At 68.0% G+C, this 24,522-nt stretch carries 23 protein-coding genes and 1 pseudogene; 9 read left to right on the forward strand and 15 right to left on the reverse strand.

From position 1 onward, the window contains the following. Positions 1-36 precede the first annotated feature (36 nt). The 5 genes from WKW77_RS03175 (at position 37) to WKW77_RS03195 (ending at position 6,198) form a co-directional block, all read left to right on the forward strand. Positions 37-2,481, forward strand: coding sequence for an efflux RND transporter permease subunit (locus WKW77_RS03175; RefSeq protein WP_340355355.1), 2,445 nt, complete (start codon positions 37-39; stop codon positions 2,479-2,481). A gap of 26 nt (positions 2,482-2,507) precedes the next feature. Next, positions 2,508-2,978, forward strand: coding sequence for a MaoC family dehydratase (locus tag WKW77_RS03180; RefSeq protein ID WP_340355356.1), 471 nt, complete (start codon positions 2,508-2,510; stop codon positions 2,976-2,978). Continuing rightward, positions 2,975-4,645 (forward strand): alpha/beta fold hydrolase, encoded by a 1,671-nt coding sequence (locus WKW77_RS03185; RefSeq protein ID WP_340355357.1) that lies wholly within the window; start codon positions 2,975-2,977, stop codon positions 4,643-4,645. The genes WKW77_RS03180 and WKW77_RS03185 overlap by 4 nt, the downstream gene beginning before the upstream one ends. After that, a complete protein-coding gene (gene phaZ, locus WKW77_RS03190) occupies positions 4,642-5,469 on the forward strand; it encodes a poly(3-hydroxyalkanoate) depolymerase (protein WP_340355358.1) in 828 nt (275 codons plus the stop codon). The genes WKW77_RS03185 and phaZ overlap by 4 nt, the downstream gene beginning before the upstream one ends. Positions 5,470-5,544: 75 nt before the next feature. Next, entirely contained in the window at positions 5,545-6,198 is a 654-nt protein-coding gene (locus tag WKW77_RS03195; protein ID WP_340355359.1) for a hypothetical protein, read from the forward strand. A gap of 25 nt (positions 6,199-6,223) precedes the next feature. On the opposite strand, the pseudogene WKW77_RS35145 reads toward WKW77_RS03195, so the two are convergent. The 4 genes and pseudogenes from WKW77_RS35145 to WKW77_RS03210 all read right to left on the reverse strand — a co-directional run. Then, positions 6,224-6,346 (reverse strand): annotated as a pseudogene (locus WKW77_RS35145) (cation diffusion facilitator family transporter); the annotation flags it as partial. Positions 6,347-6,422: 76 nt separating this feature from the next. Beyond that, positions 6,423-6,632 (reverse strand): 4-oxalocrotonate tautomerase, encoded by a 210-nt coding sequence (locus tag WKW77_RS03200; protein WP_340355360.1) that lies wholly within the window; start codon positions 6,630-6,632, stop codon positions 6,423-6,425. 19 nt (positions 6,633-6,651) lie between these two features. Continuing rightward, a complete protein-coding gene (locus WKW77_RS03205; RefSeq protein ID WP_340355361.1) occupies positions 6,652-7,407 on the reverse strand; it encodes a class II aldolase/adducin family protein in 756 nt (251 codons plus the stop codon). A gap of 33 nt (positions 7,408-7,440) precedes the next feature. After that, positions 7,441-8,727 (reverse strand): cupin-like domain-containing protein, encoded by a 1,287-nt coding sequence (locus WKW77_RS03210; RefSeq protein ID WP_340355362.1) that lies wholly within the window; start codon positions 8,725-8,727, stop codon positions 7,441-7,443. A gap of 161 nt (positions 8,728-8,888) precedes the next feature. On the opposite strand from WKW77_RS03210, the gene WKW77_RS03215 reads away from it, so the two are divergent. Beyond that, positions 8,889-9,494, forward strand: a complete 606-nt coding sequence (locus tag WKW77_RS03215; RefSeq protein ID WP_340355363.1) for a class I SAM-dependent methyltransferase — start codon at positions 8,889-8,891, stop codon at positions 9,492-9,494. A gap of 12 nt (positions 9,495-9,506) precedes the next feature. Here WKW77_RS03215 and WKW77_RS03220 read toward each other — a convergent pair whose 3' ends face one another. The 10 genes from WKW77_RS03220 to WKW77_RS03265 form a co-directional block, all read right to left on the reverse strand. Beyond that, complete coding sequence (locus tag WKW77_RS03220) at positions 9,507-10,502, reverse strand: Bug family tripartite tricarboxylate transporter substrate binding protein (protein ID WP_340355364.1); 996 nt, start codon at positions 10,500-10,502, stop codon at positions 9,507-9,509. 22 nt (positions 10,503-10,524) lie between these two features. Beyond that, the gene (locus WKW77_RS03225; protein ID WP_340355365.1) at positions 10,525-11,535 is read right to left on the reverse strand and encodes a YeiH family protein; all 1,011 of its coding nucleotides are present in this window, start codon (positions 11,533-11,535) and stop codon (positions 10,525-10,527) included. Beyond that, positions 11,532-13,175 (reverse strand): 3-(methylthio)propionyl-CoA ligase, encoded by a 1,644-nt coding sequence (locus WKW77_RS03230; RefSeq protein ID WP_340355366.1) that lies wholly within the window; start codon positions 13,173-13,175, stop codon positions 11,532-11,534. The genes WKW77_RS03225 and WKW77_RS03230 overlap by 4 nt, the downstream gene beginning before the upstream one ends. Positions 13,176-13,315: 140 nt before the next feature. Continuing rightward, positions 13,316-14,677 (reverse strand): MFS transporter, encoded by a 1,362-nt coding sequence (locus WKW77_RS03235; RefSeq protein ID WP_340355367.1) that lies wholly within the window; start codon positions 14,675-14,677, stop codon positions 13,316-13,318. A gap of 16 nt (positions 14,678-14,693) precedes the next feature. Then, positions 14,694-15,665 carry a quinone oxidoreductase family protein gene (locus WKW77_RS03240; protein WP_340355368.1) on the reverse strand — a complete coding sequence of 324 codons (972 nt, stop codon included), beginning with the start codon at positions 15,663-15,665 and terminating at the stop codon, positions 14,694-14,696. A 123-nt stretch (positions 15,666-15,788) separates the two neighbouring features. Further along, the gene (locus WKW77_RS03245) at positions 15,789-16,349 is read right to left on the reverse strand and encodes an RBBP9/YdeN family alpha/beta hydrolase (RefSeq protein ID WP_340355596.1); all 561 of its coding nucleotides are present in this window, start codon (positions 16,347-16,349) and stop codon (positions 15,789-15,791) included. Between the two features lie 20 nt (positions 16,350-16,369). Beyond that, positions 16,370-17,428 (reverse strand): beta-keto acid cleavage family enzyme, encoded by a 1,059-nt coding sequence (locus WKW77_RS03250; protein ID WP_340355369.1) that lies wholly within the window; start codon positions 17,426-17,428, stop codon positions 16,370-16,372. A 56-nt stretch (positions 17,429-17,484) separates the two neighbouring features. Next, entirely contained in the window at positions 17,485-18,408 is a 924-nt protein-coding gene (locus WKW77_RS03255) for a TauD/TfdA dioxygenase family protein (RefSeq protein ID WP_340355370.1), read from the reverse strand. A gap of 145 nt (positions 18,409-18,553) precedes the next feature. After that, positions 18,554-21,247, reverse strand: a complete 2,694-nt coding sequence (locus WKW77_RS03260; protein WP_340355371.1) for a winged helix-turn-helix domain-containing protein — start codon at positions 21,245-21,247, stop codon at positions 18,554-18,556. Between the two features lie 57 nt (positions 21,248-21,304). Then, on the reverse strand, positions 21,305-21,580 hold the full coding sequence (locus WKW77_RS03265; protein WP_184522274.1) for a metal/formaldehyde-sensitive transcriptional repressor: 276 nt from the start codon (positions 21,578-21,580) through the stop codon (positions 21,305-21,307). A 46-nt stretch (positions 21,581-21,626) separates the two neighbouring features. Between WKW77_RS03265 and dmeF the strand changes: the two genes are divergently transcribed. Further along, positions 21,627-22,595 (forward strand): CDF family Co(II)/Ni(II) efflux transporter DmeF, encoded by a 969-nt coding sequence (gene dmeF / locus WKW77_RS03270; RefSeq protein ID WP_340355372.1) that lies wholly within the window; start codon positions 21,627-21,629, stop codon positions 22,593-22,595. On the opposite strand, the gene WKW77_RS03275 is transcribed toward dmeF, so the two are convergent. Then, positions 22,561-23,472, reverse strand: a complete 912-nt coding sequence (locus WKW77_RS03275) for a LysR family transcriptional regulator (protein ID WP_340355373.1) — start codon at positions 23,470-23,472, stop codon at positions 22,561-22,563. The genes dmeF and WKW77_RS03275 overlap by 35 nt on opposite strands. Positions 23,473-23,611: 139 nt before the next feature. Between WKW77_RS03275 and WKW77_RS03280 the strand changes: the two genes are divergently transcribed. Next, complete coding sequence (locus tag WKW77_RS03280; RefSeq protein ID WP_340355374.1) at positions 23,612-23,989, forward strand: cupin domain-containing protein; 378 nt, start codon at positions 23,612-23,614, stop codon at positions 23,987-23,989. Between the two features lie 78 nt (positions 23,990-24,067). Further along, positions 24,068-24,460, forward strand: coding sequence for a nuclear transport factor 2 family protein (locus WKW77_RS03285; RefSeq protein ID WP_340355375.1), 393 nt, complete (start codon positions 24,068-24,070; stop codon positions 24,458-24,460). Positions 24,461-24,522 lie beyond the last annotated feature (62 nt).

A 24,522-nucleotide genomic window follows, 5' to 3' on the forward strand; every position in this document is an offset into this window, starting at 1 on the left:
TGGCATGGGCTGCTGATGGGCAAACGGAGACATGACATGCATGCACCCACGCGCGCGGAAGACGCCGCGCCGATCTCGCTCGACTCCTTCGACCTCCGTTCCGGCTCGCGGCTGGAACGGCTGGTGTTCAACAACCGGCTCGTGGTCGTCGTCGCCTGCGCGCTGATCACCATCGCACTCGGCCTGCTGGCCTTCACGAAGCTGGGCCTGAACGCCAGCTTCGAGAAGATGATCCCGCGCAGCCACCCGTACATCCAGAACTACTTGGAGCAACGCGCCGACCTTCGCGGCCTCGGCAACTCGCTGCGCATCGTGGTCGAGAACACCGACGGCGACATCTACCAGCCCAAGTACCTGGACGCGCTCAAGCGCCTGCAGGACGAACTCTTCCTCACCCCCGGCGTGGACCGCGCCTGGATGAAGTCGCTCTGGGCCCCCGGCGTGCGCTGGACCGAAGTGACCGAGGAAGGCTTCCGCGGCGGCCCGGTCATGCCCGACAACTACGACGGCTCGCCACGCGCCACCGAGCAGCTGCGCGGCAACATCGCGCGTGCCGGCCTCTCCGGCAGCCTCGTGGGCAACGACTTCAAGTCGAGCATGATCGTCGTGCCCCTGCTCGACAAGGACCCGACCACCGGCCAGCGCATCGACTACCGCGCGCTCTCGCACACGCTGGACAAACTCGCCGCCACCTACGAGCAGGACGCCAGCGGCAAGCCCACCGGCATCAAGGTGCACACCGTCGGTTTCGCCAAGCTCGTGGGCGACCTGATCGATGGCCTCCATCAGGTGGCGCTGTACTTCGCCATCGCGGCGCTGGTCGCGGCGGCCATCATCTATCTGTACACCCGCTGCTTGCGCAGCACCGCGCTCGTGATCGCGTGCTCGCTCGTGGCCGTCGTGTGGCAGCTCGGTCTGGTGGCCGGGCTGGGCTTCGAGCTCGACCCCTATTCGATCCTCGTGCCCTTCCTCGTGTTCGCGATCGGCGTCTCGCACGGCGCGCAGAAGATGAACGGCATCATGCAGGACATCGGCCGCGGCGCGCACAAGCTGGTCGCTGCGCGATTCACCTTCCGCCGCCTTTTCCTCGCAGGCCTCACGGCGCTGGTGGCCGACGTGGTGGGCTTCGCGGTGCTTATGGTGATCGACATCCCCGTGATCAAGGACCTTGCGCTCACCGCCAGCATCGGCGTAGGCGTGCTGATCTTCACCAACCTGATCCTGCTGCCGGTGCTGCTGTCGTATATCGGCGTGAGTCCGGCCGCTGCCGCGCGCAGCCTGCGTGCCGACAACAACGCCGGTGCCTCGCGCCTGAACGCATGGCTCGGCCACTTCACCGAGCGCAAGTGGGCGGTACGCACGATCGGCGCCGCCGCCGCGCTGCTCGCGATCGGCTTCGTCGCCAGCACGCACCTGAAGATCGGCGACCTCGACCCCGGCGCGCCGGAGTTGCGTCCGCAGTCGCGCTACAACCGCGACAACGCCTACATCACGGCGAACTATTCGCTGTCGAGCGACACCTTCGCGGTGATCGTCAAGACCGCCAAGGAAGGCTGCCTGCAGTACGGCACGCTGGTGGAGGCCGACCGCCTCGCCTGGACCCTGCAGCAGGTGCCGGGCGTGCAGACCACGGTCTCGCTCACCAACGCGGTTCGGCAGATCACCGCCGGCAGCAACGAAGGCAGCCCCAAGTGGCTGACCATCGCGCGCAACCAGGACGTGCTGAACTACGGCGCGCAACAGGCCAGCGTGAACAACCCCGAGCTGTTCAACACCGACTGCTCGGTGATGCCGGTGATCGCCTATCTCTCCGACCACCGCGCCGAGACGCTGGACCGCGTGGTCGCCGCGAGCGCCGCCTTCGCCGATGCGCACAGCAACGACGACCGCAAGTTCCTGCTCGCCGCCGGTAGCGCGGGCATCGAGGCCGCGACCAACATCGTGGTGCACAAGGCCTGGAACGAGATGCTCGTGCTGGTCTACGCCGCCGTCATCGCGCTGTGCTTCGTCACCTTCCGCAGCTGGCGCGCGGTGGTCGTGGCGGTGGTGCCGCTCATCATCACCTCGGTGATGTGCGAGGCGCTCATGGTGTGCCTGGGCATCGGCGTCAAGGTCGCGACCCTGCCGGTGATCGCACTCGGCGTGGGCATCGGCGTGGACTACGCGCTGTACCTGCTCAGCGTGCAACTCGCGGAACAACGCCAGGGCGCGACGCTCGGCGAAGCCTACGCACGCGCACTGCGCTTCACCGGCAAGGTGGTCGCGCTGGTCGGCGTCACGCTGGCCGCCGGCGTGCTGACCTGGGCCCTGTCGCCCATCAAGTTCCAGGCCGACATGGGCATCCTGCTCGCGTTCATGTTCATCTGGAACATGGTCGGCGCGGTGCTCCTGATCCCTGCCCTGTCGCACTTCCTGCTGCGCCCCCGGGCGAACGCGCCCGCGTCGCAGCCCACGCCCGCAGCCGCGCCGAACGCGGCCTGAATTCCAACGAATACGTCTTCACGAAAATGACACCCCTCAAGAACTACAGCATCGCGACGCTGAAGGACCACGTCGGCCACGACTTCGGCGCCTCGGCTCCCACCCTGCTCGACCAGCGGCGCATCGACCGCTTCGCGGGCTGCACCGGCGACGACCAGTGGATCCACGTCGACGCCGAGCGCGCCCGCACGGAGAGCCCTTTCGGCCAGACCATCGCGCACGGCCTGCTCGTGCTCTCGCTGGTCCCTTCCGCGCACTTCGAGCTGGGCGTGTACCCCGGCGACGCCAAGGGCGTGCTCAACTACGGCTTCGACCGCGTGCGCTTCCTTTCCCCGGTTCCGAGCGGCACCTATGTCCGCCTGCACGTCGAACTGGTCGAAGTCACGGAGAAGCAACCCGGCCAATGGCTGGTGCGCTGCAAGAACACGGCCTATGCGGGCGGCGACAGCTGGCGCCCGGTGATGGTGGCCGAATCGCTCGCGATGGTGGTGTCATGAGCACCGGCGTTCGCATCCGGTCCGACCTGGTCCGCAGCGGCTCGCGGCTCAGCGATTCGTTCATCTCGCTGGCCGCGGCGGTCTGCCGGCATCCGCTCGAGACGATACAGAGCCTGCAACGCTCGAGCACGGCGCTGCTGAAGGCAGGCACCGGCCTGTCGAAGATCGAACCCGCCGCGGGCGACCGCCGCTTCGACGACCCGACGTGGACCCGCAATCCGGTCTACCACGCGCTCATGCAGAGCCACCTCTCGCTCGTGAAGGAAGCCCACCGGCTCGCCGGCGAACTCCAGCTCTCGCCACGCGACGAGGCACGCGCGCACATGGCGCTCGGCATGGTCGCCGACACGCTCGCACCGACCAACACGCTCGTGGGCAACCCCGCGGCGATCCGCCGCACGCTGGAAACGGGCGGGCGCAACCTGCTCGAAGGCGTGAAGCAGCTCGCCGCCGACTGGCGCGACAACGGCGGCCTGCCGGCGATGGTCGACGGCTCGCAGTTCGGCGTCGGCCGCAACCTCGCGATGACGCCCGGCGCGGTGGTGCATCGCCACGCGATGCTGGAGCTGATCGAGTACAAGGCGCAGACGAAGACGGTGCACGGCACGCCGCTCTTCATCGTGCCGCCGCAGATCAACAAGTACTACATCTGGGATCTCGCGCCCGGCCGCAGCCTGATCGAGTACCTCGTGCAACAGGGTTTCCAGGTCTTCGTCGTGAGCTGGTTCGATCCGGGTGCGGAGCAGTCGGAATGGGGCCTGCAGGACTACGTGCTCGCGCTCGAAGACGCGATGCAGGCGGTCCGCGAGATCTCGCGCTCGCCGCAGATGCATGTGCTCGGCGCGTGCTCGGGCGGCATCACCTCGGCGGCGCTGCTGGCCTACCTGCAGGCCAAGGGCAGCGACTGGGCGCGCAGCCTGACGCTGCTCGTCTCGCTGCTCGACATCGGCAGCATCGCCGACAGCTCGATGGGTCTCTTCGCGCACCTGGAGACGCTCGAACTGGCGCGCACCGCGAGCGGCAACACCGGCGTGCTGCAAGGCAAGGACCTCGCCAAGGTCTTCGCGTGGCTACGGCCGAACGAGCTGGTTTGGAACTACTGGGTCAACAACTACCTGATGGGCGAGAAGCCGCCGACCTTCGACATCCTCTACTGGAACTCCGACACCACGCGCCTGCCCGCGCAGCTGCATGCCGACTTCATCGCGCTGCTGGAGACCAACGCGCTCACGCACGAAGGCGGACTGTCGATCGGCGAGCACCCGCTGACTCTCTCCGATGTCGCCTGCGACAGCTACATCGTGGCCGGCCGCACCGACCACATCACGCCATGGGATGGCTGCTACCAGACGCGCGACATGCTCGGCGGGCACAGCGAATTCGTGCTGACTTCCAGCGGGCACGTGCAATCGATCGTGACTCCGCCGGGTGGCAAGAAGGCTTCGTTCATGACCAACGCCGGCGAGCACGATTCGCCGCAAAGCTTCGAGGCCGGCGCGAAGACGCACGAAGGCAGCTGGTGGCCGCATCTCTCGGCGTGGCTGGCCGAACGCTCGGATTCAGAGCGGCGTGCGCCTGCGCGCGAAGGCTCGCGCAAGCATCCGCCGCTGTGCGATGCGCCGGGCACCTACGTGCTGGCGGGAAGCGAATCGGCGGCCGCTGAATGAGCAGGACGAGCAAGCCCCTGGAGACCTTCCCGCTCCGCATCGGAAGCCAGCGCGTGCGCGTCGCCGTCGGCGGCGCGCCGCAGGCGGAACGCACCCTCCTGCTGTTCAACGGCATCGGCGCCAGCGTGGAGACGATGGCGCCCTTCATGGCGCGATTCACCCGCACGCGCGTCATCACCTTCGATGCGCCCGGTGTCGGCGAATCGCCCGCGCCGCTGCTGCCCTACCGGCCGCGCGACATCGCGCGGCTGGGCGCCGACGTGCTCGCCCGGCTCGACGTCAAGGACGCGCATGTGTTCGGCGTCTCGTGGGGCGGCGCGATCGCACAGGAGTTCGCGATCAACCATCCGCGCCGCTGCAAGACCCTCACACTCGCGGCCACGTGCGCCGGCATCGTGATGGTCCCTGGCCGGCTCAACGTGCTGTTCAAGATGCTGAGCCCGCGGCGCTACACCGACCCGGCCTACCTGATGCAGATCGGCGGCGATCTCTACGGAGGCGAACTGCGGCTCGAAACGGAACTGCTGCAACTGCATGCCGAATCGATGCGCAGCCCGAGCCGCCACGGCTACCTCTACCAGTTGCTCGCCACCGTGGGCTGGACGAGCTGGCCGCGGCTGAACCGCGTCGAGGCGCCCGCCCTGGTCCTGATGGGCGACGACGACCCGATCGTGCCGCCCATCAATGGCCGCATCCTCGCGTCCGGCCTGCGCAAGGCCACGCTGGAGACAGTCGATTGCGGGCATCTCTTCGTGATCACCCGCGCAGCGCAGACGGCGCGTCGGGTCGAGGCGTTCATGGATCAGCACGCCTCGGCTGCCTGACGCTCAGCCTGTTCCCAAGTAACGAATCGTGTGCTCAAATTCGGCCCCGCTGCAATCCGACACAGGAGGGCATCCATGGGCAAGAGTCTGGCGCTCGTCTGTGCGACAGCGCTGGTTTGCGGTTGCGCCACGCAGCCCACGACGATCCCGGGCACCGGCTCGGGTGCGTCGTACATGCCCATGGTCGACATGCAGGGCGTGGACCTCGACATGCTCACGGCAGACGTCGCCGCATGCCGCACCCTGGCATCCAACGTGCGCGTGCTGCCGGTCAAGGGCCAGGGAAGCAGCGAGGTGGCCGATGCGGTGGCACTGGGCGTGGGCATCGTCGTGCCGTTCGGCTTCGTGGGAATGGCCGTGTTTTCCGGCATCGCTTCCGGCCTGAACGACGAGAACAAGCCCCGGCCCGCCGACGCATCGCTCCAGCAGAAGACGCTGGTCAACTGCATGGCCCGCAAGGGCTATCGCAATCTCGATCCGCGTGTGACCGTCGCCTACGTGCCGCAGCCGCCACAGCCGAAGGCAGTTCGCACCGGGCGCGACACCTATGTGGCCGAGAGCTACGCCAAGGCGAATGTCTGCCACGGCCCCGCGCAGGCCGTGCTCGCGGGCAAGGGCCCGGGCTTCGAGCGGCACAGCGTCGTGTGCGCGAACGGACAACGCGCCACCTTGCGCTGCGAGTTCGGCATCTGCGTGCCTGAGCCGACCGACCTGGCCCTGGGCGATTGAGCGTTCCGTGGCCGGTATCGACCAGTGAGTGAATCGCCTCGGAAAGCATCGCGGAACTGCCCGTCGCACCGGCCACGGTGAACTTCGTCGCCGCGATCGCGACATTCGCCGCGATCGCCCCGTAGACGGCGACCTTCGATTCGGACATCGCCCATGCTGGCCCGAGGGCCGCGATGCGCGGCGCAGCGGTCTTCCCCGCTTTCCGTTGGACAGGATCGATGAACTCAGCCGTTGCCCGAGGGCGGCGGCGCGGGGTCGCTCCAGAGCTTGCCCCCGGTGGCCCAGTCGTGCCGTGCGACGTCGAAGAAGAGGACGTCGACGCCGTCGGGCGATCCGCCGAGCGTGCGCACGGTCGCGTCCGTCAGGGCTTGCGCGAGTTCGCGCTTCTGTTCGACCGTGCGGCCTTCGAAAAGCTCGACGCGGATGGTTGGCATGGTTGCACCTCCAGTTGATTCAGTCGCGATAACCCGGCATGGAACGATCCAGCCGCCGAAGCAGCGCCGGCCATTCCACGTCGCCGTCCCACTCGCTGCCGTCGCCGACCCACTCGCGGTAGGTGCGTGCGGCCAGTGCGGCGCTCGCGATGCGCACCGCGCCGCCCGTGGCCGCCATGGCGCGAAGCTGCGCCTGGGCCGCGCGCTCGAGCAGGTGCATCAGCATCCAGGCTTCGGCGACGGTGCGTCCCACCACCAGCGTGCCGTGGTTCTCCAGGATCAGGCCATCGAGCGCGCCGAGTTCCGCGACCAGCCGCCGCTGCTCGTCCGCGCCGAGCGCGAGGCCTTCATAGGCATGGCGGCCCAGCCGGCCATGCAGCCGCATAGCGTACTGCGACGTCGCCTGCAAGCCGTCCGGCAGCATCGACAGGGCCACGCCCCACGGCGTGTGCAGGTGGATGACGCATTCGATGTCGGGCCGCGCCGCATGCACCGCCCCGTGGATCGCGAAGCCGCTCGGATTCACCCGCGCGCCCGAGCCGTCGACCACCTCGCCGCGCACGTTCACCTTGACCAGGCTGCTGGCCGTGATCTCGTCGAAGGTGGCGCCGAAGGGGTTCAGCAGATAGTGACCGGGTTCACCCGGAACGCTCGCCGACAGGTGGGTGTAGACCGTGTCGTCCCAGCCGTTCTGCGCCGCCATGCGGTAGGCGGCCGCGAGGTCGATGCGGACCTCGCGTTCGCAACGTTCACGGGTCTTCAGGCGCTGGTTCATGGCAAACGAACAGTATGCCAGCGGCGCCGGAACCTACCAGTTGCGGATGTCGGGGTTCCGGAACGAGAAGTCGTTCGGCACGTCCAGATTCGAGTACGACAGGGACATGCTGAGGTCGAGCGACACCACCTGGTGCCACCAGGCGAGCGGAAGGAACATGGTCTCCCCCGGTTCGACGACCACGTCGAGGATGGTGGCGTCCTTGAAGAGCGGATAGCGGCCCAGGTCCGGGTCGTCGATGTCGACCGGGCTGAACACGTTGTTGAAGTTGTAGAGCTTCGGCGTCTCCAGCGGAGAGATGAGGCGCCAGCGCTTGCGCCCGACCACCTGCGTGTGGAACAGCATGAGGGTGTCGTGGTGCAGCGGTGTCTTCGTGCCCGCCGGGCCGAACCAGAAGGACGACCTCTCGCCCAGTTGGGACCGGTCGCAGACCGGCGGCAGGCTTCCGATGTCCGCCAGCAGCGGCGAGAACGCCGCGCTGCGCAGCGCCTCGTTGTTGGCGGTGAGGTAGTAGTCGTTGGTCGCACCACCCGCGAGCACGCGATCCACGAAGGGCCCGAGCGGCACGACGCGGCGATGCGCGAGCTTGTTTTCCTCGTAGTTGGGATCGGCGTCGCGGCCGTCCTGGATCTCCACGTCGAACTGCCCGAAGCGTTGCTTCAGGTCTTGGGGAGACCAGCGCTTCATCGCCGGCCAGTCGCGGGTGACGTCCGTGAGCACGACGGGACGGCAGCCGCGGACGTAGCGTTCGATGAATTCCTCGCGCGATGGCGAGCTGCGCTTCTCAACGCGGTCGTAGTGCGGCGCGGACGCCCACAGCTTCTGCAGGTTGCCGGCGACGGATTCGAGCTTGCGTTGAAGCTGCTGCATGCGGCGCGCCGCGAGGAACGCGGGCTCGTTCTCCATCGCCCTGATCGCGGCCCCGGCCTGCGCCGTATCGAGCCCGGCCGCCTTCATGGTCTCCAGCATGGATTCCGGCGTGCAATCCCTGAGGCGGCTTTCGGCGATCCACTGGCGCCAGTCGGCTGAGAGTTCGGGCGCCGCAGCGACGGTGGCGCGGGGCCGCGGGGCGGGTGGCAGCGCCGGCATGGCGGGGTCGGCACGCCGCAGCATGTCGAGGACTTCCGAGAACAACGCATCGACGAAGCCCCTGTCCGGAACATCCGCGGGAATGCCCGAATGGTCCTTCAGGACATGCTCGATCGTCGCGCGGACGAAGCCGCTTTGCCGGCGCTCCGCTTCCTCCAGCAGGATGTGGAGCAGATAGGTGCAGGCCCCCAGCTGGGTGGCCTCGTTTCGTTCGATGGCGTTAGCGTTCATGCTTTCTCCGACGGGTGTCGCCGCGGCGCCGGGGCGCCAACCCACATTCTGGACTCAGCAGCAGCAACGGGTCGCCGCCGAGGCTCCGGGGCGCATGCGAGCAGGCGAGAATCGCCCCGGGCTCGAACCCTCGGAGCCCCAAGCCCGGAAAGGATCCACGGATGGAATCAGTGAGCGCCGACGCGTTCGACGAGTCCTACTACCAGCGCTACTACTTCGACAAGAAGACCAAGGTCGCCGACCCGCAGCATGTCGAACGGCTGGGCGACTTCGTCTGCGCCTATCTGAAGTACCTGCGCGTGCCGGTGCATCGCGTGCTCGACGTGGGCTGCGGCATCGGCTTGTGGCGCGAGATCGTCGCGCGGCATTTCCCGCAGGCCAGCTATCACGGCGTGGAGGTCAGCGAGTACCTCTGCGAGCGCTACGGCTGGGAGCGCGGCTCGGTGGTCGACTTCCGGTCCAGGCAGCCCTTCGATTTCGTCATCTGCCAGGGCGTGCTCGCGTACCTGAATCCATCGGACCTGAAACGCGCGTTGACGAATCTCGGCGCATTGAGCGAAGGTGCGCTCTACGTGGAGGTCGTCACGCGCGAGGACTACGAACGCGACATCGTGGACGAGAAGCTCACCGACCCGAACCTCTTTCGCCACCGCGCCGAGGTGTACCGGCGCGGGCTGTCGCGCCACTTCAAGGAAATGGGCGGCGGCGTCTGGCTGAGTGACCGGTCGGACGTGCCGCTCTATGCGCTGGAGTCTCCGGCGGCCTGAGCCACCGCAGGCTCACTCCGGCTTGAAGTCGATCGACTTCAGCACCTCGCCCACGCGCTTGTAGTCGCTGTTCAGCGAAGTCACCAGCTCGTCGGGCGTGCGTCCGCTGCCCGCTTCGAGGCCCGCATCGAGCAGGCGCGCACGCACGGCCGGCTGCGAGATGGCCTTGAGCGCCGCATCGCGAACGGCCGCCTGCACCGCGGCGGGCACGTCGGGCTTGGCCCACAGGCCCATCCACGAGACCGTTTCGAGCTGCGGATAGCCGAGCTCCGCGAAAGTGGGCACATCCGGCAGCAGCGGCGAGCGCTTGGGCGTGCTGACCGCGAAGGCCTTGATCTTGCCGGCCTTGATCATCGGCAGCGAGGTCGCCATGCCGTCGAACATCAGCGGAACGTGCCCGCCCATCACATCGGTGAGCGCGGGTGTCGAGCCCTTGTAGCCTACGTGCGTCATGTCGATGCCGGCCGCCTTGTTGAGCTGCAGGCCGATGACGTGCGACACGGTGCCCGGGCTGTACGAGGCATAGCTCACCTTGCCCGGATTGGCCTTCACCCAGCTCACCACCTCGGCGAAGTTCTTCGCCGGCACCGAGGGCGCGCCGACCATCACGAGGCCGCCGCGTCCGAGCTCGGCCACGGGGCGGATCTCCTTGGACATGTCGTTGCGCAGCTTGACGATGTGCGGGATCTCGCTCACGAGCGAGCTGACGCCGACCAGCAGCGTGTAGCCGTCATGCGGCGCGATCGAGAGTTCGTTGACCGCGAGCGCACCGCCGGCGCCGGGCTTGGCGTCGACGACGACAGGCTGGCCGGTGTCCTTGGTGAGCTGGTCGCCCAGGAGGCGCGCGACGATGTCGGCCGTGCCGCCGGCCGGGCCGGCCACGACGATGCGCACCACCTTGTCAGGCCATTTGGCGGGTTGCTGGGCATGCGCGGCGAGGCCCGCAATGCCGAGGCAGGAAAGGCACGCGGCCTGGATCATCTTGCGGCGCGAGTAGTTGGGGTTCATGTTCCTTCTCCTATCTTGTGAATCAGGCCGCCCAGCGCAGAAGCAAGAGCGCGAGTATGGCCAGGAATACGGTCTCGCCCAGCATCAACGCGACGGGCTTGAGGCCGACGGTGGCGAGGTCGCGCAGCTGCGTCTTCATGCCGATGCCGGCAATGGCGGCCACGAGGAACCAGCGCGAGAAATCGCTGCCCAGCTCGGTGACCGCCGTCGGCAGCCAGCCGGTGCTGTTGACCGCCACCAGCAGCGCGAAGGCGACCGCGAACCACGGCAGCAGCGGCGGACGCGCGCCGCCCGTCTGCATGCCGCTGGCCCGTGCACACATCACGGCGAAGACGATCACCGGCAGCAGCATCGCCACGCGCATCAGCTTGACAACGGTGGCGATGTCGCCGGTTTCCTTCGACATGCTGTAGCCCGCGCCGACCACCTGCGCCACGTCGTGGATGGTCGCGCCGAGGAACACGCCCGACCCATGGTCGTCGAGACCGAAGGCGCGCGCGATCATCGGGTAGGCGATCATCGCGAAGGTCGAGAGCGCCGAAACGCCCACCACGGTGAACAGCGTCGCCTTTTCCTTCTGCGGATGCGACGGCAGCGCCGCAGCCAGTGCGAGCGCGGCCGATGCGCCGCAGATGGCGGTCGCGCCGCCGCTCAGGAGGCCGAACAGCGTGTTGAAGCCCATGAGCTTCGCGACCAGCATCGACACACCGATGGTCACCACCACCGAGATCAGCACGAGCACCACCGGATGCCATCCCAGCGCCACGACCTGTGCGGCCGTGATGCGCAGGCCCAGCAGCGCGACGCCCCAGCGCAGCACCTGCCGCGCGGTGAACTCGATGCCGGGCTTGCAGGCGCCTTCGGCCGAGAGGAAGTTCATCGCCATGCCCAGGATGAGCGCGAACAGCATCACCGGCGCACCGTAGTGCTGCGACAGGAACGTAGATGCGGCAGCCACCACCGCACAGGCCAGCACGCCCGGGAACAGCGTGCGGCTGCGTGCAGGCCACGCCGCGATGGAAAGGCTGGTCATGCGAACCTCGATCCGCTGTTGGCCATCAGGTGATCCCCGTGGGCATCGCGCAGCAGGTTCTTCTGCACCTTGCCGGTCGCGCCGAGCGGAATGCGATCGACGAAGACCACGTCGTCCGGCGTCCACCACTTGGCGATGCGGCCGTCGTAGAACTTGATCAGTTCATCGCGCGTCAGCTCCTGGCCCGACTTCTTCACCACGATGAGCAGCGGACGCTCGTCCCACTTGGGGTGGCGCGCGGCGATGCAGGCGGCCATCTCGACGGCCGGATGGGCCATCGCGATGTTCTCCAGGTCGATCGAGCCGATCCACTCGCCGCCGGACTTGATCACGTCCTTGCTGCGGTCGGTGATCTGCATGAAGCCGTCGGCGTCGATGGTCGACACGTCGCCGGTCGGGAACCAGCCGTTGACCAGCGGGCCCGCGCCCTCGCCCTTGAAATAGTTCGAGATCACCCAGGCGCCGCGCACCATCAGTTCCCCCGCCGTCTTGCCGTCGTGCGGCAGCTCGGCGCCGTCTTCGCCGACGATCTTCATGTCGATGCCGAAGACCGAGCGGCCCTGCTTCGACTGGATCGCGAGGCGCTCGGCCGCACTCAGCGTCTGGTGGCACGGCTTGAGCGTGCACACGGTGCCCACCGGGCTCAGCTCCGTCATGCCCCAGGCGTGCAGCACCTGCACGTCGTAGCGCTCCTGGAAGGCGCGCATCATCGCCGGCGGGCAGGCCGAGCCGCCGATGATCGTGCGGCGCATGGTGCTGAAGTGCAGGTCGTTGCTCTCGACATGCGCGAGCAGGCCCTGCCACACCGTGGGCACGCCGGCCGAGACGGTCACGCCTTCGGCTTCGAAGAGGTCATGCAGCGACTTGCCATCGAGCCACGGGCCCGGGAACACCAGCTTGGCACCGACCATGCACGCGATGTACGGCAGGCCCCAGGCGTTGACGTGGAACATCGGCACCACCGGCAGGATGACGTCCTTGGCCGAGCAGTTCAGCGCATCGGGCAGCGCGGCGGCGTAGGTATGCAGCATCGTCGAGCGATGGCTGTAGAGCGCGCCCTTGGGGTTGCCCGTGGTGCCCGAGGTGTAGCAGAGGGACGAGGCGGCCTTCTCGTCGAACACCGGCCATTCGAAGTCCGGCGTGTGGTCGTCGATCAGGTCTTCGTAGCACAGCAGGTTCGGCACCTTGGACGACGCCGGCATGTGTGCGCGGTCGGTCATCACGACGAAGGCCTTGATCGTGGAGACGCGCGAGGCGATCGCCTCGATCAGCGGCAGGAAGGTCAGGTCGAAGAAGAGGATCTCGTCTTCGGCATGGTCGGCGATCCACACCACCTGGTCGGGGTGCAGGCGTGGGTTGAGCGTGTGCAGCACCGCGCCCGAGCCGGAGACCGCGTAGTACAGCTCCATGTGGCGGTAGCCGTTCCAGGCCAGCGTGGCGACGCGCTCGCCCTGCTCGATGCCGCGCGCCGCGAGCGCGTTGGCAAGGCGCCGCACGCGCTGGCCCATGTCGCGGTAGGTGTAGCGGTGCACGTCGCCTTCGACGCGGCGCGAGACGATCTGCTGTTCGCCGTGATGGCGTTCGGCGTGGGTGAGGAGGCTGGAGATCAGCAGGGGCTGATCCATCATCAATCCGTTCATGGCGATATTCCGTTCGTTCGGTGATTCAGTTTGATTGGGCGGGGAACCCCGCGGAACCGGCTTTGCCGGGCCGCTGGGGTTGCCCCCGGCAGGGGGTGGAGAGCGACACGAAGTGCGCGAGCCTGGGGGCGATGCCCATTTCAGGCCGGCACGCTGCGGTGAGCGCCAGCGGGCGCGGAATCAGGTCCGGCTTCGACTTCGGTTTCGCAGGCGCGCTGCAGGTCGGCACCGTAGCTGCGCGAGGCACGCATGAAGGCGCCAGCAGCCAGCAGACCGAAGACAGGCATCGCGATCAGCGCATGCTCGAGCGACCAGGCATCCGACAGAAAGCCGGCGACCAGCGGGCCCATGGCGAGGCCGAGCAGGTTCTGGAACAGCGAGAGCACCGAAGCGCCGGTGGCACGGATGCCGGGATGGATCACGTCGATCACCACGGCCGCAACGACTCCCACGGAGCAGGTCATCAGGAAGCCGCCGAACGCCAGCAGCGCGAATTGCGCCTGCTTCGACAGGACCAGCCCGACGTGCTCGGCACCGAAGCCGAGCGCGAGCACTGCCGCCGAAGCGATGCAGACGACTGCCGTCACCTGCAGCTTGGCCGCGGGACGCTTCCTGCCGGCGCGATCGGCGATCGCACCCCAGACAACGCTGCCCAGCGCGCCGCACAGCACCACCAGCGCGGCCTTGATCGCGGCCTGCTCGGGCGTCATGCCGTGCACACGGTTGAGGAAGCTCGGGAGCCAGGCCCAGATGGCCGACACGAGGATGAGCTGCGCCGGTGCGGCGATGCAGACCCACAGCAGCGTCTTCGAACGCATCAGCCGCTTGATGATGGCGCTCGCAGCGCCCTGCGTGGAGCGCGTGGCCTGCTCGATGCGCGGCGTGAGTTCGACGGTGCGGTAGTCGCGCACCTTGATGTAGAGCAGCGCCAGCACCAGCCCCGGCACGCCGACCACGCCGAACGCGGCCTGCCAACCCCAGCGCGCGGCGATGACGCCGCCGAGCATCACACCCAGCACCGAGCCGATCGATGCGGCGGAGAAGAAGGCCGCCATCAGCGCACCGCGCATGCGTGCCGGAAAGTGGCTCGCGATGAGCGCCGCGCCGACCGAGCCGTAGCCTGCTTCACCGAGCCCCACCGCCGCGCGCGCGGCCAGCAACTGGCCGAAGTTGCGCGTGAACATGCAGGAGATCGATGCGAGGCTCCAGACGGTCGCCATCACCACGATGCTCTTGACACGGCTGAAGCGGTCGGCGATGAGAGCGATCGGGATGCCGCCCACCGCGACGGTGACCGACACCGCCGACACGAGCGCGCCGAGCTGTTTGTCCGAAAGACCCCAGGCCTCCTTCAGATGCGGAAAGAGCGAAACGATCACCTGGCGGTCGATGTAGTCGACCATCATCAGGCCGAGCGTCATCGCGAAGGCGAACCACGCCTGGCGCGGGCCGAACAGGTAGCTGTCCGAACCTTGCTTGGAATCGAGAGCATGCATGTCCATGGCAATCCCCTTGGCGTCAGGGCACGAGCACGGTCGCGCCGGTGGTCTTGCGCGATTCGAGCGCGCGGTGCGCGTCGGCGGCATCCGCGAGAGCGAAGCTCTGCTTGGGCTCGCTCACGATGCGGCCTGCCAGCACGTGGCCGAACAGCTCGTCGGCCATCTCGAGCATGTGCGAGCGCGGGGTGATGTAGTGCATCATCGCCGGCCGCGTGACCCAGATCGAGCCCTTCACGGCGAGCAGCTGCGAGTCGATCACCACCGGCCCCGAGGAGGTGCCGTTGCTCACCAGCGAGCCGCGCGGCTGCAGGCTGTCGAGCGAATCCATCAGCGTGTCCTTGCCGACCGAGTCGTAGACGACGGGCACGCCCTTGCCGTCGGTGATCTCGCGCACGCGCTTGGCGATGTTCTCGCGGGAGGTCACGATGGTGTAGGCGCAGCCGTTGGCCTTGGCGATCTCGGCCTTCTCGTCGGTGCTGACGGTGCCGATCATGGTCACGCCCATCGCGCGGGCCCACTGGCAGGCGATGAGGCCGACGCCGCCGGCTGCCGCGTGATAGAGGATCGTCTCGCCGCCCTTGAGCGGGTAGACCTGGCGGAACAGGTACTGCGCCGTCATGCCCTTCATCATCAGCGTGGCCGCGGTGCGGTCCGAGACGCCATCGGGCAGCGGGATCAGCACCTCGGCCGGCATCACGCGCGCTTCGGAATACGCGCCCTGCGGGCCGATCAGGTAGCCGACGCGATCGCCGACCTTGATGTCGGTCACGCCGGGGCCCACGGCCTCGACCACGCCGACCGCATCCGAGCCCAGTCCGTTGGGCAGCGGCAGCGGATAGCGGCCGGTACGGAAGTAGATGTCGATGAAGTTGACGGCGATGTAGGTGTGGCGCACGCGCGCCTGGCCCGGGCCGGGCTCGCCGACTTCGACGTTTTCCAGCTTCAGGACTTCGGGTCCGCCGGTTTCATGAAAGCGAATGGCCTTGGCCATGTTTGTCTCCTGTATAGAAATCTCCCCCAGGCTGCGCGCACTTCGTGTCGCTGCGCCACCCCCCTCTCCGGGGGCGCACCCGGCGGCCCGGCAAAGCCGGTTCCGCGGGTGCCCTGGTGTGGACTACTTCGTCAATTCGTTGATGAACAGTTCCGCGCGGGGCCATTTGCCGAAGCCGGACGCGGGATTGAGGTGGCCGACTTCGCCGAGATCGACCAGGCGGCCGCCCCAGTCCCGGGCGAGCTGGGCCACGCGCCCGTACTCGCCGAGCGGATCGTTGCGGCTTGCCGCCACGATGCTCGGGAACGGCAGCGTCAGGCGCGGCACGGGCAGCCAGCCGCTGGCGCGCAGTTCGTCGATCGTCGGGTAGCCCTCGGGCATCGGGCGATCGAAATCCGGCGGCGTGGCCAGCAGCGCGCCTTCGATGGCGCGCTTCGTCTGCCGCGCCCAGTGCGCGACCATCACGCAGCCGCCGCTGTGCGCGACGATCACGATCGGGCCGTCGATGGCCTGCGCCTCGCGCTCGATCGCGGCGACCTTCGCCCCGCAGTCGAGGTCGGTGCGCCCCATCGGCGGCACGGTGCGCACCTTGCGCCCCTTGGCCGCGAGGTCGGCGGCCAGCAGCGTCTGCCAGTGGCCGGCGACATGGTCGCGCAGGCCCGGGACGATGAGGACGGTCGGCATCACGGCTGCAGTCTCCATCTTCAAGCCACCCGGCGCAGGTAACCCTGCTGGCGGCCCTTCGGGTTGGGTGCGAAGCCGTTGGCGGCCAGCGTCTCTTCGATGGTCTCGTAGAACACGCCGATCTTCAGGATCTCGCGTGCTTCCTTGCCATTGGCGACTTCGCGGCCGAATTCGCGCGACATGCGAACGAGCTGCTCGATCTGCTGGACCGTCGACATCTTCTCGGTGCGCGACTGGTTCCAGAGGTTGTCCTCGATGCCGCAGCGCACGTGCAGGCCCATTGCCATGCCCATCATGTTGATCGGCAGCACGTTGCGCATGCTGCTTTCCACCGTCAGCATGGTGCCGTCGGGGATGGCGCGCAGGAAGTTGGACAGGCTGTAGATGGTCGGCTGGTCCATGCCGCCGCTGATCGCGACCCAGTTGCACACCAGCGGACCCTTGTAGATGCCGCGGCGCATCAGGCGCTCGACCGTCTCGAAGCTGTTGATGTTGTAGAACTGGAAGGCGCTCTGGATGCCGGCGGCGCTCAGGCGGCGCACATGCTCCTCGATGAAGCCGGGGCCCGAGGGCACGATCATTTCGCGGTAGGCCGCGTTGTTCTGCGGATCGGCGAGCGAGGTGCCGGCGATGTCTTCGGCTTCCATGTGCTCCAGCACGTTCATCTGCGTCGTGTTGACGGTGACCGTGACCTGGTCCGGCTTCGGATCGAGTTCGGCCAGCATGTGGCGCGTGTCGTCGTGCAGCCACTTCGCGTTGGCGCCGTCGGTTTCGGGCGCGAAGGAGATCGAGCCGCCGACCTGGATGATCATGTCCGGCACGGCCTTGCGCACGCCGGCGATCAGTTCGTTGAACATCGACAGGCGCTTGGAGCCCTTGCCGTCCAGTTCGCGCACGTGCAGATGCAGCACGGTGGCGCCGGCGTTGTAGCAGTCGACCGCCTTCTGCACCTGTTCTTCCATGGTGACGGGGATGTCCTGCGGAAAGTCCGAAGGAATCCACTCGGGGCCGTAAGGCGCTGCGGTGATCACCAGCTTGTCCTGGTTTTCCGGGAAGAGGGAGCCGTCGAGGAAGTTCATGATGGGTCTTTCAGTTGAGATGTCGGGTGTTGAACGAGGTGATGCGGGCGCTGTTTTCAGTACGTGGCCTCGCCGATGATTCCGGCGCGTTCCATCTTCCGGTGGCACGGCGGGTAGTCCATGACGGCGTAGTGCTGGGTGCTGCGGTTGTCCCAGAAGGCGACGCTGTTCTTCTTCCAGCGCCAGCGCACCTGGTACTCGGGGATCGCGGCCTGGCTGACCAGGTAGTTCAGCAGCAGGCTGGCGCCCGGCGCGTGGTCCTGGCCGAAGCGGACGTTCGCTGCGGTGTGGAAGTTGGTGAAGTGCGTCGTGAAGGCGTTGACGAAAAGGATCTTCTCGCCCGTCTCCGGATGCGTGCGCACCACCGGGTGCTCGGCATCGGGGAACTGCGCGTGCAGCGCCAGTCGCTTCTCGATCGGCATCGCGGCGCCGAAGCTGGCCTCGATGCTGTGGCGGGCGCGCAGTCCGTCGATCTTCGCCTTGATGTCTTCCGGCAGCCGGGCATAGGCCAGGGCCATGTTCACCCAGATGGTGTCGCCGCCGACTTCCGGCGTCTCGACGCAGCGCAGCACGCAGCCGAACGGCGGCTTCTCGCGCCAGGTGGCGTCGGTGTGGAAAGCGTTCTCGTACCGGTCGTTGGGGACTTCGGGCGATTTGTAGATGCGCACCAGGCCGGGGTGCTCGGGATCGCTGCCCGCCACCGGGTGGTCCTCCAGATTGCCGAAATGGCGTGCGAAGGCGACATGTTCGGCACGGGTGAAGTCCTGATCGCGGAAGAAGAGCACCTTGTGCTTGAGCAGCAGGGCGCGGATCTCGGCCACGGTCTCGGCGTCGCGCGAAGCGGCGCCGAGGTCGACGTTGCCCAGCAGGGCACCGATGGAGCAGGTCAGCTGTTCGACCTGGATGGAGGTTTTGAGCGCGGCGGACGACACCACGGCGGGTGCGCCTTGCAGCGGGGTTGCTTCGACTGTCGTGTTCATGGGCCTGTCTCCGTTGTGAGCCGGCCTCTACCGGCTCTTGAGTCATAGAGCCGCATGTATCGCGACTCCTCAGGCCGTAAGAATAGGCAGCGGAGGCCATTGACCCCCCCTCCTTGCGGGAGGGGGGAACCCCTCCGCCTGCGCCTCAATCCCCCGGCTGAATGAGCCCGAGAATGCGCGCTCGCACGACGACTTCCTTGCGCGTGCCGGCGTCCAGCTTGGCGAGCAGGTTCTTGACGTGCCACTTGACGGTGGTTTCGCCCACCTGCATCGCGCGCCCAATCTCCTTGTTGGAGAGATTGCGCGCCAGCAACTCCAGCACCTGGCGCTCCTTGGGTGTGAGCACCATGCCGCGTGCGGCTGTCGGAAGAGGAATTTCGCGGGCCGGGGCCGGACGCGCGGGCGCCATGGCAGGCGCCGCCGCCCGACCGGGCTCGCCCCCCTGCTCGGCCACCTGCCGCACCCATTGGCCGAGGTCCGGATGGGCGTCCTCGAAGACGCGGACCAGCCCATAACTTTGCGCCAGATCCATGGCTTCGCGCAACATCGCCGATCCGGCGCGCTCGCCGCAGCGGTCGAGCGCGAAAGCGCGCATGCCCATGATCTCGATGCGGAAACGTCCCTGGCGCAACGCCTGCGCCAGTTCGTCGGCGCGTGCGAGCGGCTCCAGTGCCGCGCGCCAATCCTGGCTGGCGATCGCCGCATAGCCCTGCGCCAGCCCCCGCAGCGCGTCGACGCCACGCCGCCAGAGCCGGCCCTGCGGCAGCGAAGGGTCGTCCAGCATGGCGTCGATGCGCTGGCACAGCTCGCGGCAGGTTCCGGCACGGTAGCGCCGCGCGTGCATGCGCACCTGCTCCAGCAGGCTGGCGACCCGCAGCCGCGGCAGCGAGCGGGCCGAGCCCACGGCGTCGAGGGCGCCGAGCAGTTCGATCACCCGGTGCTCGGCGCCCTCGGCCATCGCCATGCGCGCCATGGTGCGATAGGCCAGCAGCAGCGATTCCGGCAGGCCGCTGCGCTCCAGCACGTCGATCCGGTCGGCCAGCAGCGCCGAAGCGTCGGCCGGACGGCCACGCTCCCACATCGCCGAGGCCAGGAGCGCCGCGAGCATGCAGCTGAAGCTGTTGCGCCGGCCCAGCTCCGCGTCGGCGCTGGCGACGGCCGGCTGCAGCAGGCTCTCGACCAGCAGCACCTGCCCTTCCCACACGTACGAGAGGCCGATGATGAATTCGCCCCAGCGGCCGACGAAGCCCTGCCCGCGACCGAAATCCCCCCGCGGCGACTGCTGCTGCCGCAGGCGCGCCAGCGCCGGATCGCCTTCGAGCAACGTGCGGTACGCGGTGCGATTGGCATGCACCTGCAGGAGCATCGGATCGCGCAGCGGCGGCGACTCGGCCCACGGGTCGTGCAGCGCGGCAAAGCGATCCGGATCGTCGGCGAACACCGCCGCGCCGCTCAGGATCAGCGCGCATTCGCATTGCAGCGTCGGGTCGGGCCTGTCGCTGGACTGGTGCGCCTGGATGCGCGCGACCATGCGGCCGGCGTCCTCGTGGCGCTCGCTGATCGCCAGCGTCCAGGCCGCGGCCAGCAGCAGGCGCGGACGGCGATCGAGCTCGTCGGCGGGCAACTGCGCCAGCCATTCGAGCACCACGCCCTGCCGGCCGTGCTTCACGATGGCTTCGTAGAGGCTGCGTTCGGCAAGCTCGTAGGCCAGTTCGCGCTGGCCCGCGACCAGCGCGTGCCGCGCGGCGTCTTCGAGCATGCCGCGCTCGGCCAGCCATGCCGCCGCGCGTGCATGCGCCCCTTCCTGCTGCTCCGTGGGCAGCGCGGTGAATGCCTCGCGCAGCACGTCGCGCGCGAGCATGTGCATGCGCAGCCAGTCGCCCTGCTCCGCCGCCACGAACACCGGCGTGTCGCGGCTCAGGCGCGCGAGCCGCTCGGTGGCGTCGTCGATCTCCGCGACCCGGCGGCACAGCTCCGGATGCAGGTGGTCGAGGATCGCGATGCGGGTGAGGAATTCGCGATCCGCGGCATCGAGGTTCGCGAGCAGCAGCGTCATGAACTGGTCGCGCAACTGCCCGCCGATGCCCGCGATGCCCGTCACGTCGGCGCCGCGCGCCATCACCGTGAGCGACAACTGCAGGCCCAGCGGCCAGCCTTCGGTGAGCGCATGCAGGCGCGCGGCCGTGTCGTTGTCGATGGTCGCGCCGAAGCGCTCGTGCACCAGCTCCAGCGTCTCTTCGAGCTTGAAGCGCAGCATCGCCGGTCCGACCACCACGCATTGCCCATAGGCGATCAGGTCGTCGATGTCGAGGTTGCAGTCCGGCCGCGCCGCGATGATGGTGCGCAGGTTCGGCGGCGCATTGCGCAGCAGGTAGGCCAGTGCCTCGCGAGAAGCGGCGGGCAGGCGCTCGGCCTCGTCGACGATCAGCACGACGTCGAGTGCCGTCTGCGCCAGTTCGGCCAGCCAGATCGTGATGCCTTCGAGGCTGCTCGGCCCGACGGCGTCGAGCAGCACGTGGCCGAAGGTCGAGCGCCCCGAGCTGCGCCGCACCGCCATCGCCAGCGCCTGCGCGAGCCGCTGCGGCGTGTCGCGCGGCTGCACCGAGACCCAGGCCACGACGAGGCCGTGCGAAAGGTGCTCCAGCCGCCATTGCGCCAGCAGCGAGGTCTTGCCGAAGCCGGCGGGCGCCTGGATCAGGATCGCCGGAACACCGCGGAATGCCGGGTCGTTGGCCAGCAGCCGCGGCCGGGAAAGCAGGTGCCTAGGCACCCTCGGCGGCGAGACCCGCAGCAGCAGGTCGTCGCCCGCGCTGTCTGGTGATGGGGTTTCCGATGTCACTGGAAAGCCTCGATAAGCGGGTGACGCCACGGGGTTCGCCAGTCTAAATGCGCCCGGCTACTTCAGGTACGACCGCAGCGCCGAAACGACCACGTCGAGGTCTTCCGCGCGCTCTTCGCGGGAGGCGTCTTGCGCGCCCAGATGGTGGCGCACATGGCCGTCGAGCACTTCCAGCATCAGCCCGTTGACCGCGCCGCGGATGGCGGCGAGCTGCTGGAGCACGGCGGCGCAGTCGCGGTCTTCGTCGAGCGCGCGCTCCAGGGCTTCCGTCTGCCCCTTGATGCGCCGGATGCGCGTGAGCAAGGGCTTCTTGTTGAGAACCGTATGCGACATGAGGGGCGATTCTAGGCCGCAGCAGATACTGGGGTACAGTATCTTGATGATCCATGCTTCCACCAATTCCGACGCCGCCCGATTCGAAGCAGACAGCCATTCGCATGTGTTCGACGACGGCAATCCGCTCGGCGAAAAGAATGCCCGGCTCGCCGTCCTGCTCACCGCGGCCATGATGGTGCTGGAGATCGCGGGCGGCTACTGGTTCAACTCCATGGCGCTCCTGGCCGACGGCTGGCACATGAGCTCCCACGCCCTGGCACTCGGGCTTTCGGTGGCCGCCTATGCCACCGCACGCCGGCTTTCCGGCAACGCGCGTTTCGCCTTCGGGACCTGGAAGATCGAGATCCTGGCCGGCTACACGAGCGCGATCTTCCTGCTGCTGGTCGCCGGCTGGATGGCGTACCAATCGGTCGAAAGGCTCTTCTCTCCGGCGGCCATCCACTACGAGCAGGCAATCGTGATCGCGGTCATCGGCCTCCTGGTCAACCTCGCTTGCGCGTGGCTGCTGAAAGACGGGCATCACCATCACCACCATGGTCATGAGCACCATGCTCACGAGCACGATCACCATCACGGCCACCAGGACCTCAACCTGCGATCAGCCTACATCCACGTGCTCGCCGATGCGGCCACCTCGATCTTGGCGATCGCGGCGCTGCTCGGTGGTTTGCTCTGGGGCTTCGGCTGGCTCGACCCGGCGATGGGCATCGTCGGGTCCGTACTGGTCGCGGTATGGGCGCTGGGCCTGCTGCGCGACACCGGCCGGGTGCTGCTCGATGCCGAGATGGACGCGCCGGTGGTCGAGGAGATCCGGGATGCGATCGCAGCCGGCCCCGTGCCCGCGCGCATCCACGATCTGCACGTCTGGCGCGTGGGCCGCGCGAAGTACGCATGCATCCTCGCCGTGGAAGTGCAGCAGGCCACGACACCGGCGCACTTCCGGCAACTGCTGGGCATTCATGAGGAACTGGCGCACATCACGGTGGAGGTGCACCAGTCGCAGGGGTCGTAGGCCTCTCCAGGGCGTCGAGCAGCACGCGCACGCGCGGCGGCACCATCCGGTGGCCGGGCATGACGGCATGGATCGGCATCGCGGGCGGACGGTGCTGCGCCAGCACCTCCACCAGCCGCCCCGCTGCGATCTCGGCGGCCGCCATGTAGTCGGGCACCTGCGTGAGCCCCATGCCCAGCACCGCGGCCTGCACCATGGCTTCGCCGTCGTTCAGGCGGGTGCCGTGCGCCGGGTGCAGCGAAATCGTCTTGCGCCGCACCGTGAACTGCTGCGGCCGGTCGCGCCCGGAGGTCGGCATGCGAAAGAGGATGTGCCGGTGCGCGCTGAGGTCCTCGATCGCCTTCGGCTCGCCGTTCGCCTGCAGGTAGGCGGGCGCGGCCACCAGCACGAGCTGCTGGCTCGCGAAGCGGCGCGCCACGAGGGTCGAATCCTGCAGGTCGCCCGCACGGATCGCGACGTCGATGCCGTCCTGGATGAGGTCCACGTAGGCGTCCGAAAAGCGCGCGTCGATCTCCAGCCCCGGGTATTGCGCCGCGAGTTTCGCCAGCACCGGCAGCACGAACATGCGGCCGAACACGATCGGCATGTTCACGCGCAGCGTGCCGCTCGGCGCGGCGCGCACGCCCGAGGCTTCGGATTGCAGTTCGTCGAGTTCCGCCAGCACGCGCTGGCAGCGCCTGAACAGGCGTTCGCCATCGACGGTGAGCGTCACGCGCCGCGTGGTGCGGTGAAAGAGCCGCAGGCCCAGCGAATCCTCCAGCCGCCCCACCGACTTGGCGAGCGCCGAAGACGAGGTGCCGAGTTCGCGCGCGGCGGAAGCGAAACCGCCTCGCTTGGCGGTTTCCGAGAAAGCCAGAAGCGCTTGCAAGCCATGCATCGCGGACCTCCATTGCGGACATTCCGTCGGCAATGTTAGTCCGCCACCGCTGCTTCCGCGCGAACCGGGAGCCGCGCAAACTTCAGTCGTCCGTGGCGCCGCGGCACCTCTTCAACCCCTCTTCCGACTGGAGCGAAACATGTACGTGATCGAACAAGCTTCCCCGCGCGCCGCGGCCATTCCCGGCGTTGCCCACGCCACCTGGGCCGGCCATGACGAAGGCCTGGACCAGATCTCCATCTGGCGCCAGACCCTCGAACCCGGCGCGGCGACGCCGCCGCACCGGCACGAATGCGACGAGGTCGTTCTGTGCCAGGCGGGCTTCGGCGAACTGCACGTGGACGGCGAGGTGCATCGCTTCGGTCCGAGCAGCACGCTGATCCTGCCGCGCGGCCGCGACCATCAGATCTTCAACACCGGCGAAGTGCCGATGGAGACGATGGGCATCTTCGGCGCGAGCCCGGTCGTCACCTGCCTGCCCGACGGCCAGCTGCTGGAGCTGCCCTGGCGGACCTGACGAGCGCGGGTTGCCCGCGCCGGAGCGATCGGGTAGCGTCGCGGGCCATCTCCATCCGTCGCACAAAGGTGACTCACGATGTCTTCCGATCCGATTGCCGCGTGGCATCAACTCCTGCAGGACCGCAATGCCCGGGGGCTCGACGCACTTCTCTCGGATGACGCGGTCTTCCACTCACCCGTCGTGCACACGCCGCAAGTGGGGCGCGCCCTCACCCGGGCGTATCTCGCTGCGGCCTTCCATGTCTTCTTCAACGAGTCGTTCCGCTACGTGCGGGAGCTGAAGAGCGATCACGATGCCGTCCTCGAATTCGAGGTCCGGATCGACGGGATCGCCGTGAACGGCGTCGACATGATCAAGTGGAACGACGACGGCAAGATCACCGAATTCAAGGTGATGATCCGTCCGCTGAAGGCGATCAACCTGGTCCACCAGAAGATGGCCGCGATGCTCCAGGGCGGCCAGCAATAGCCCCGGACAGTCGACTGGGCTCGACCCGGCGCCCCCGCAAGATCGCAAGTACCAGTTGCGGA

The organism is Variovorax ureilyticus (assembly GCF_037889935.1).
In the GTDB taxonomy this organism is placed as follows: domain Bacteria; phylum Pseudomonadota; class Gammaproteobacteria; order Burkholderiales; family Burkholderiaceae_C; genus Variovorax; species Variovorax ureilyticus.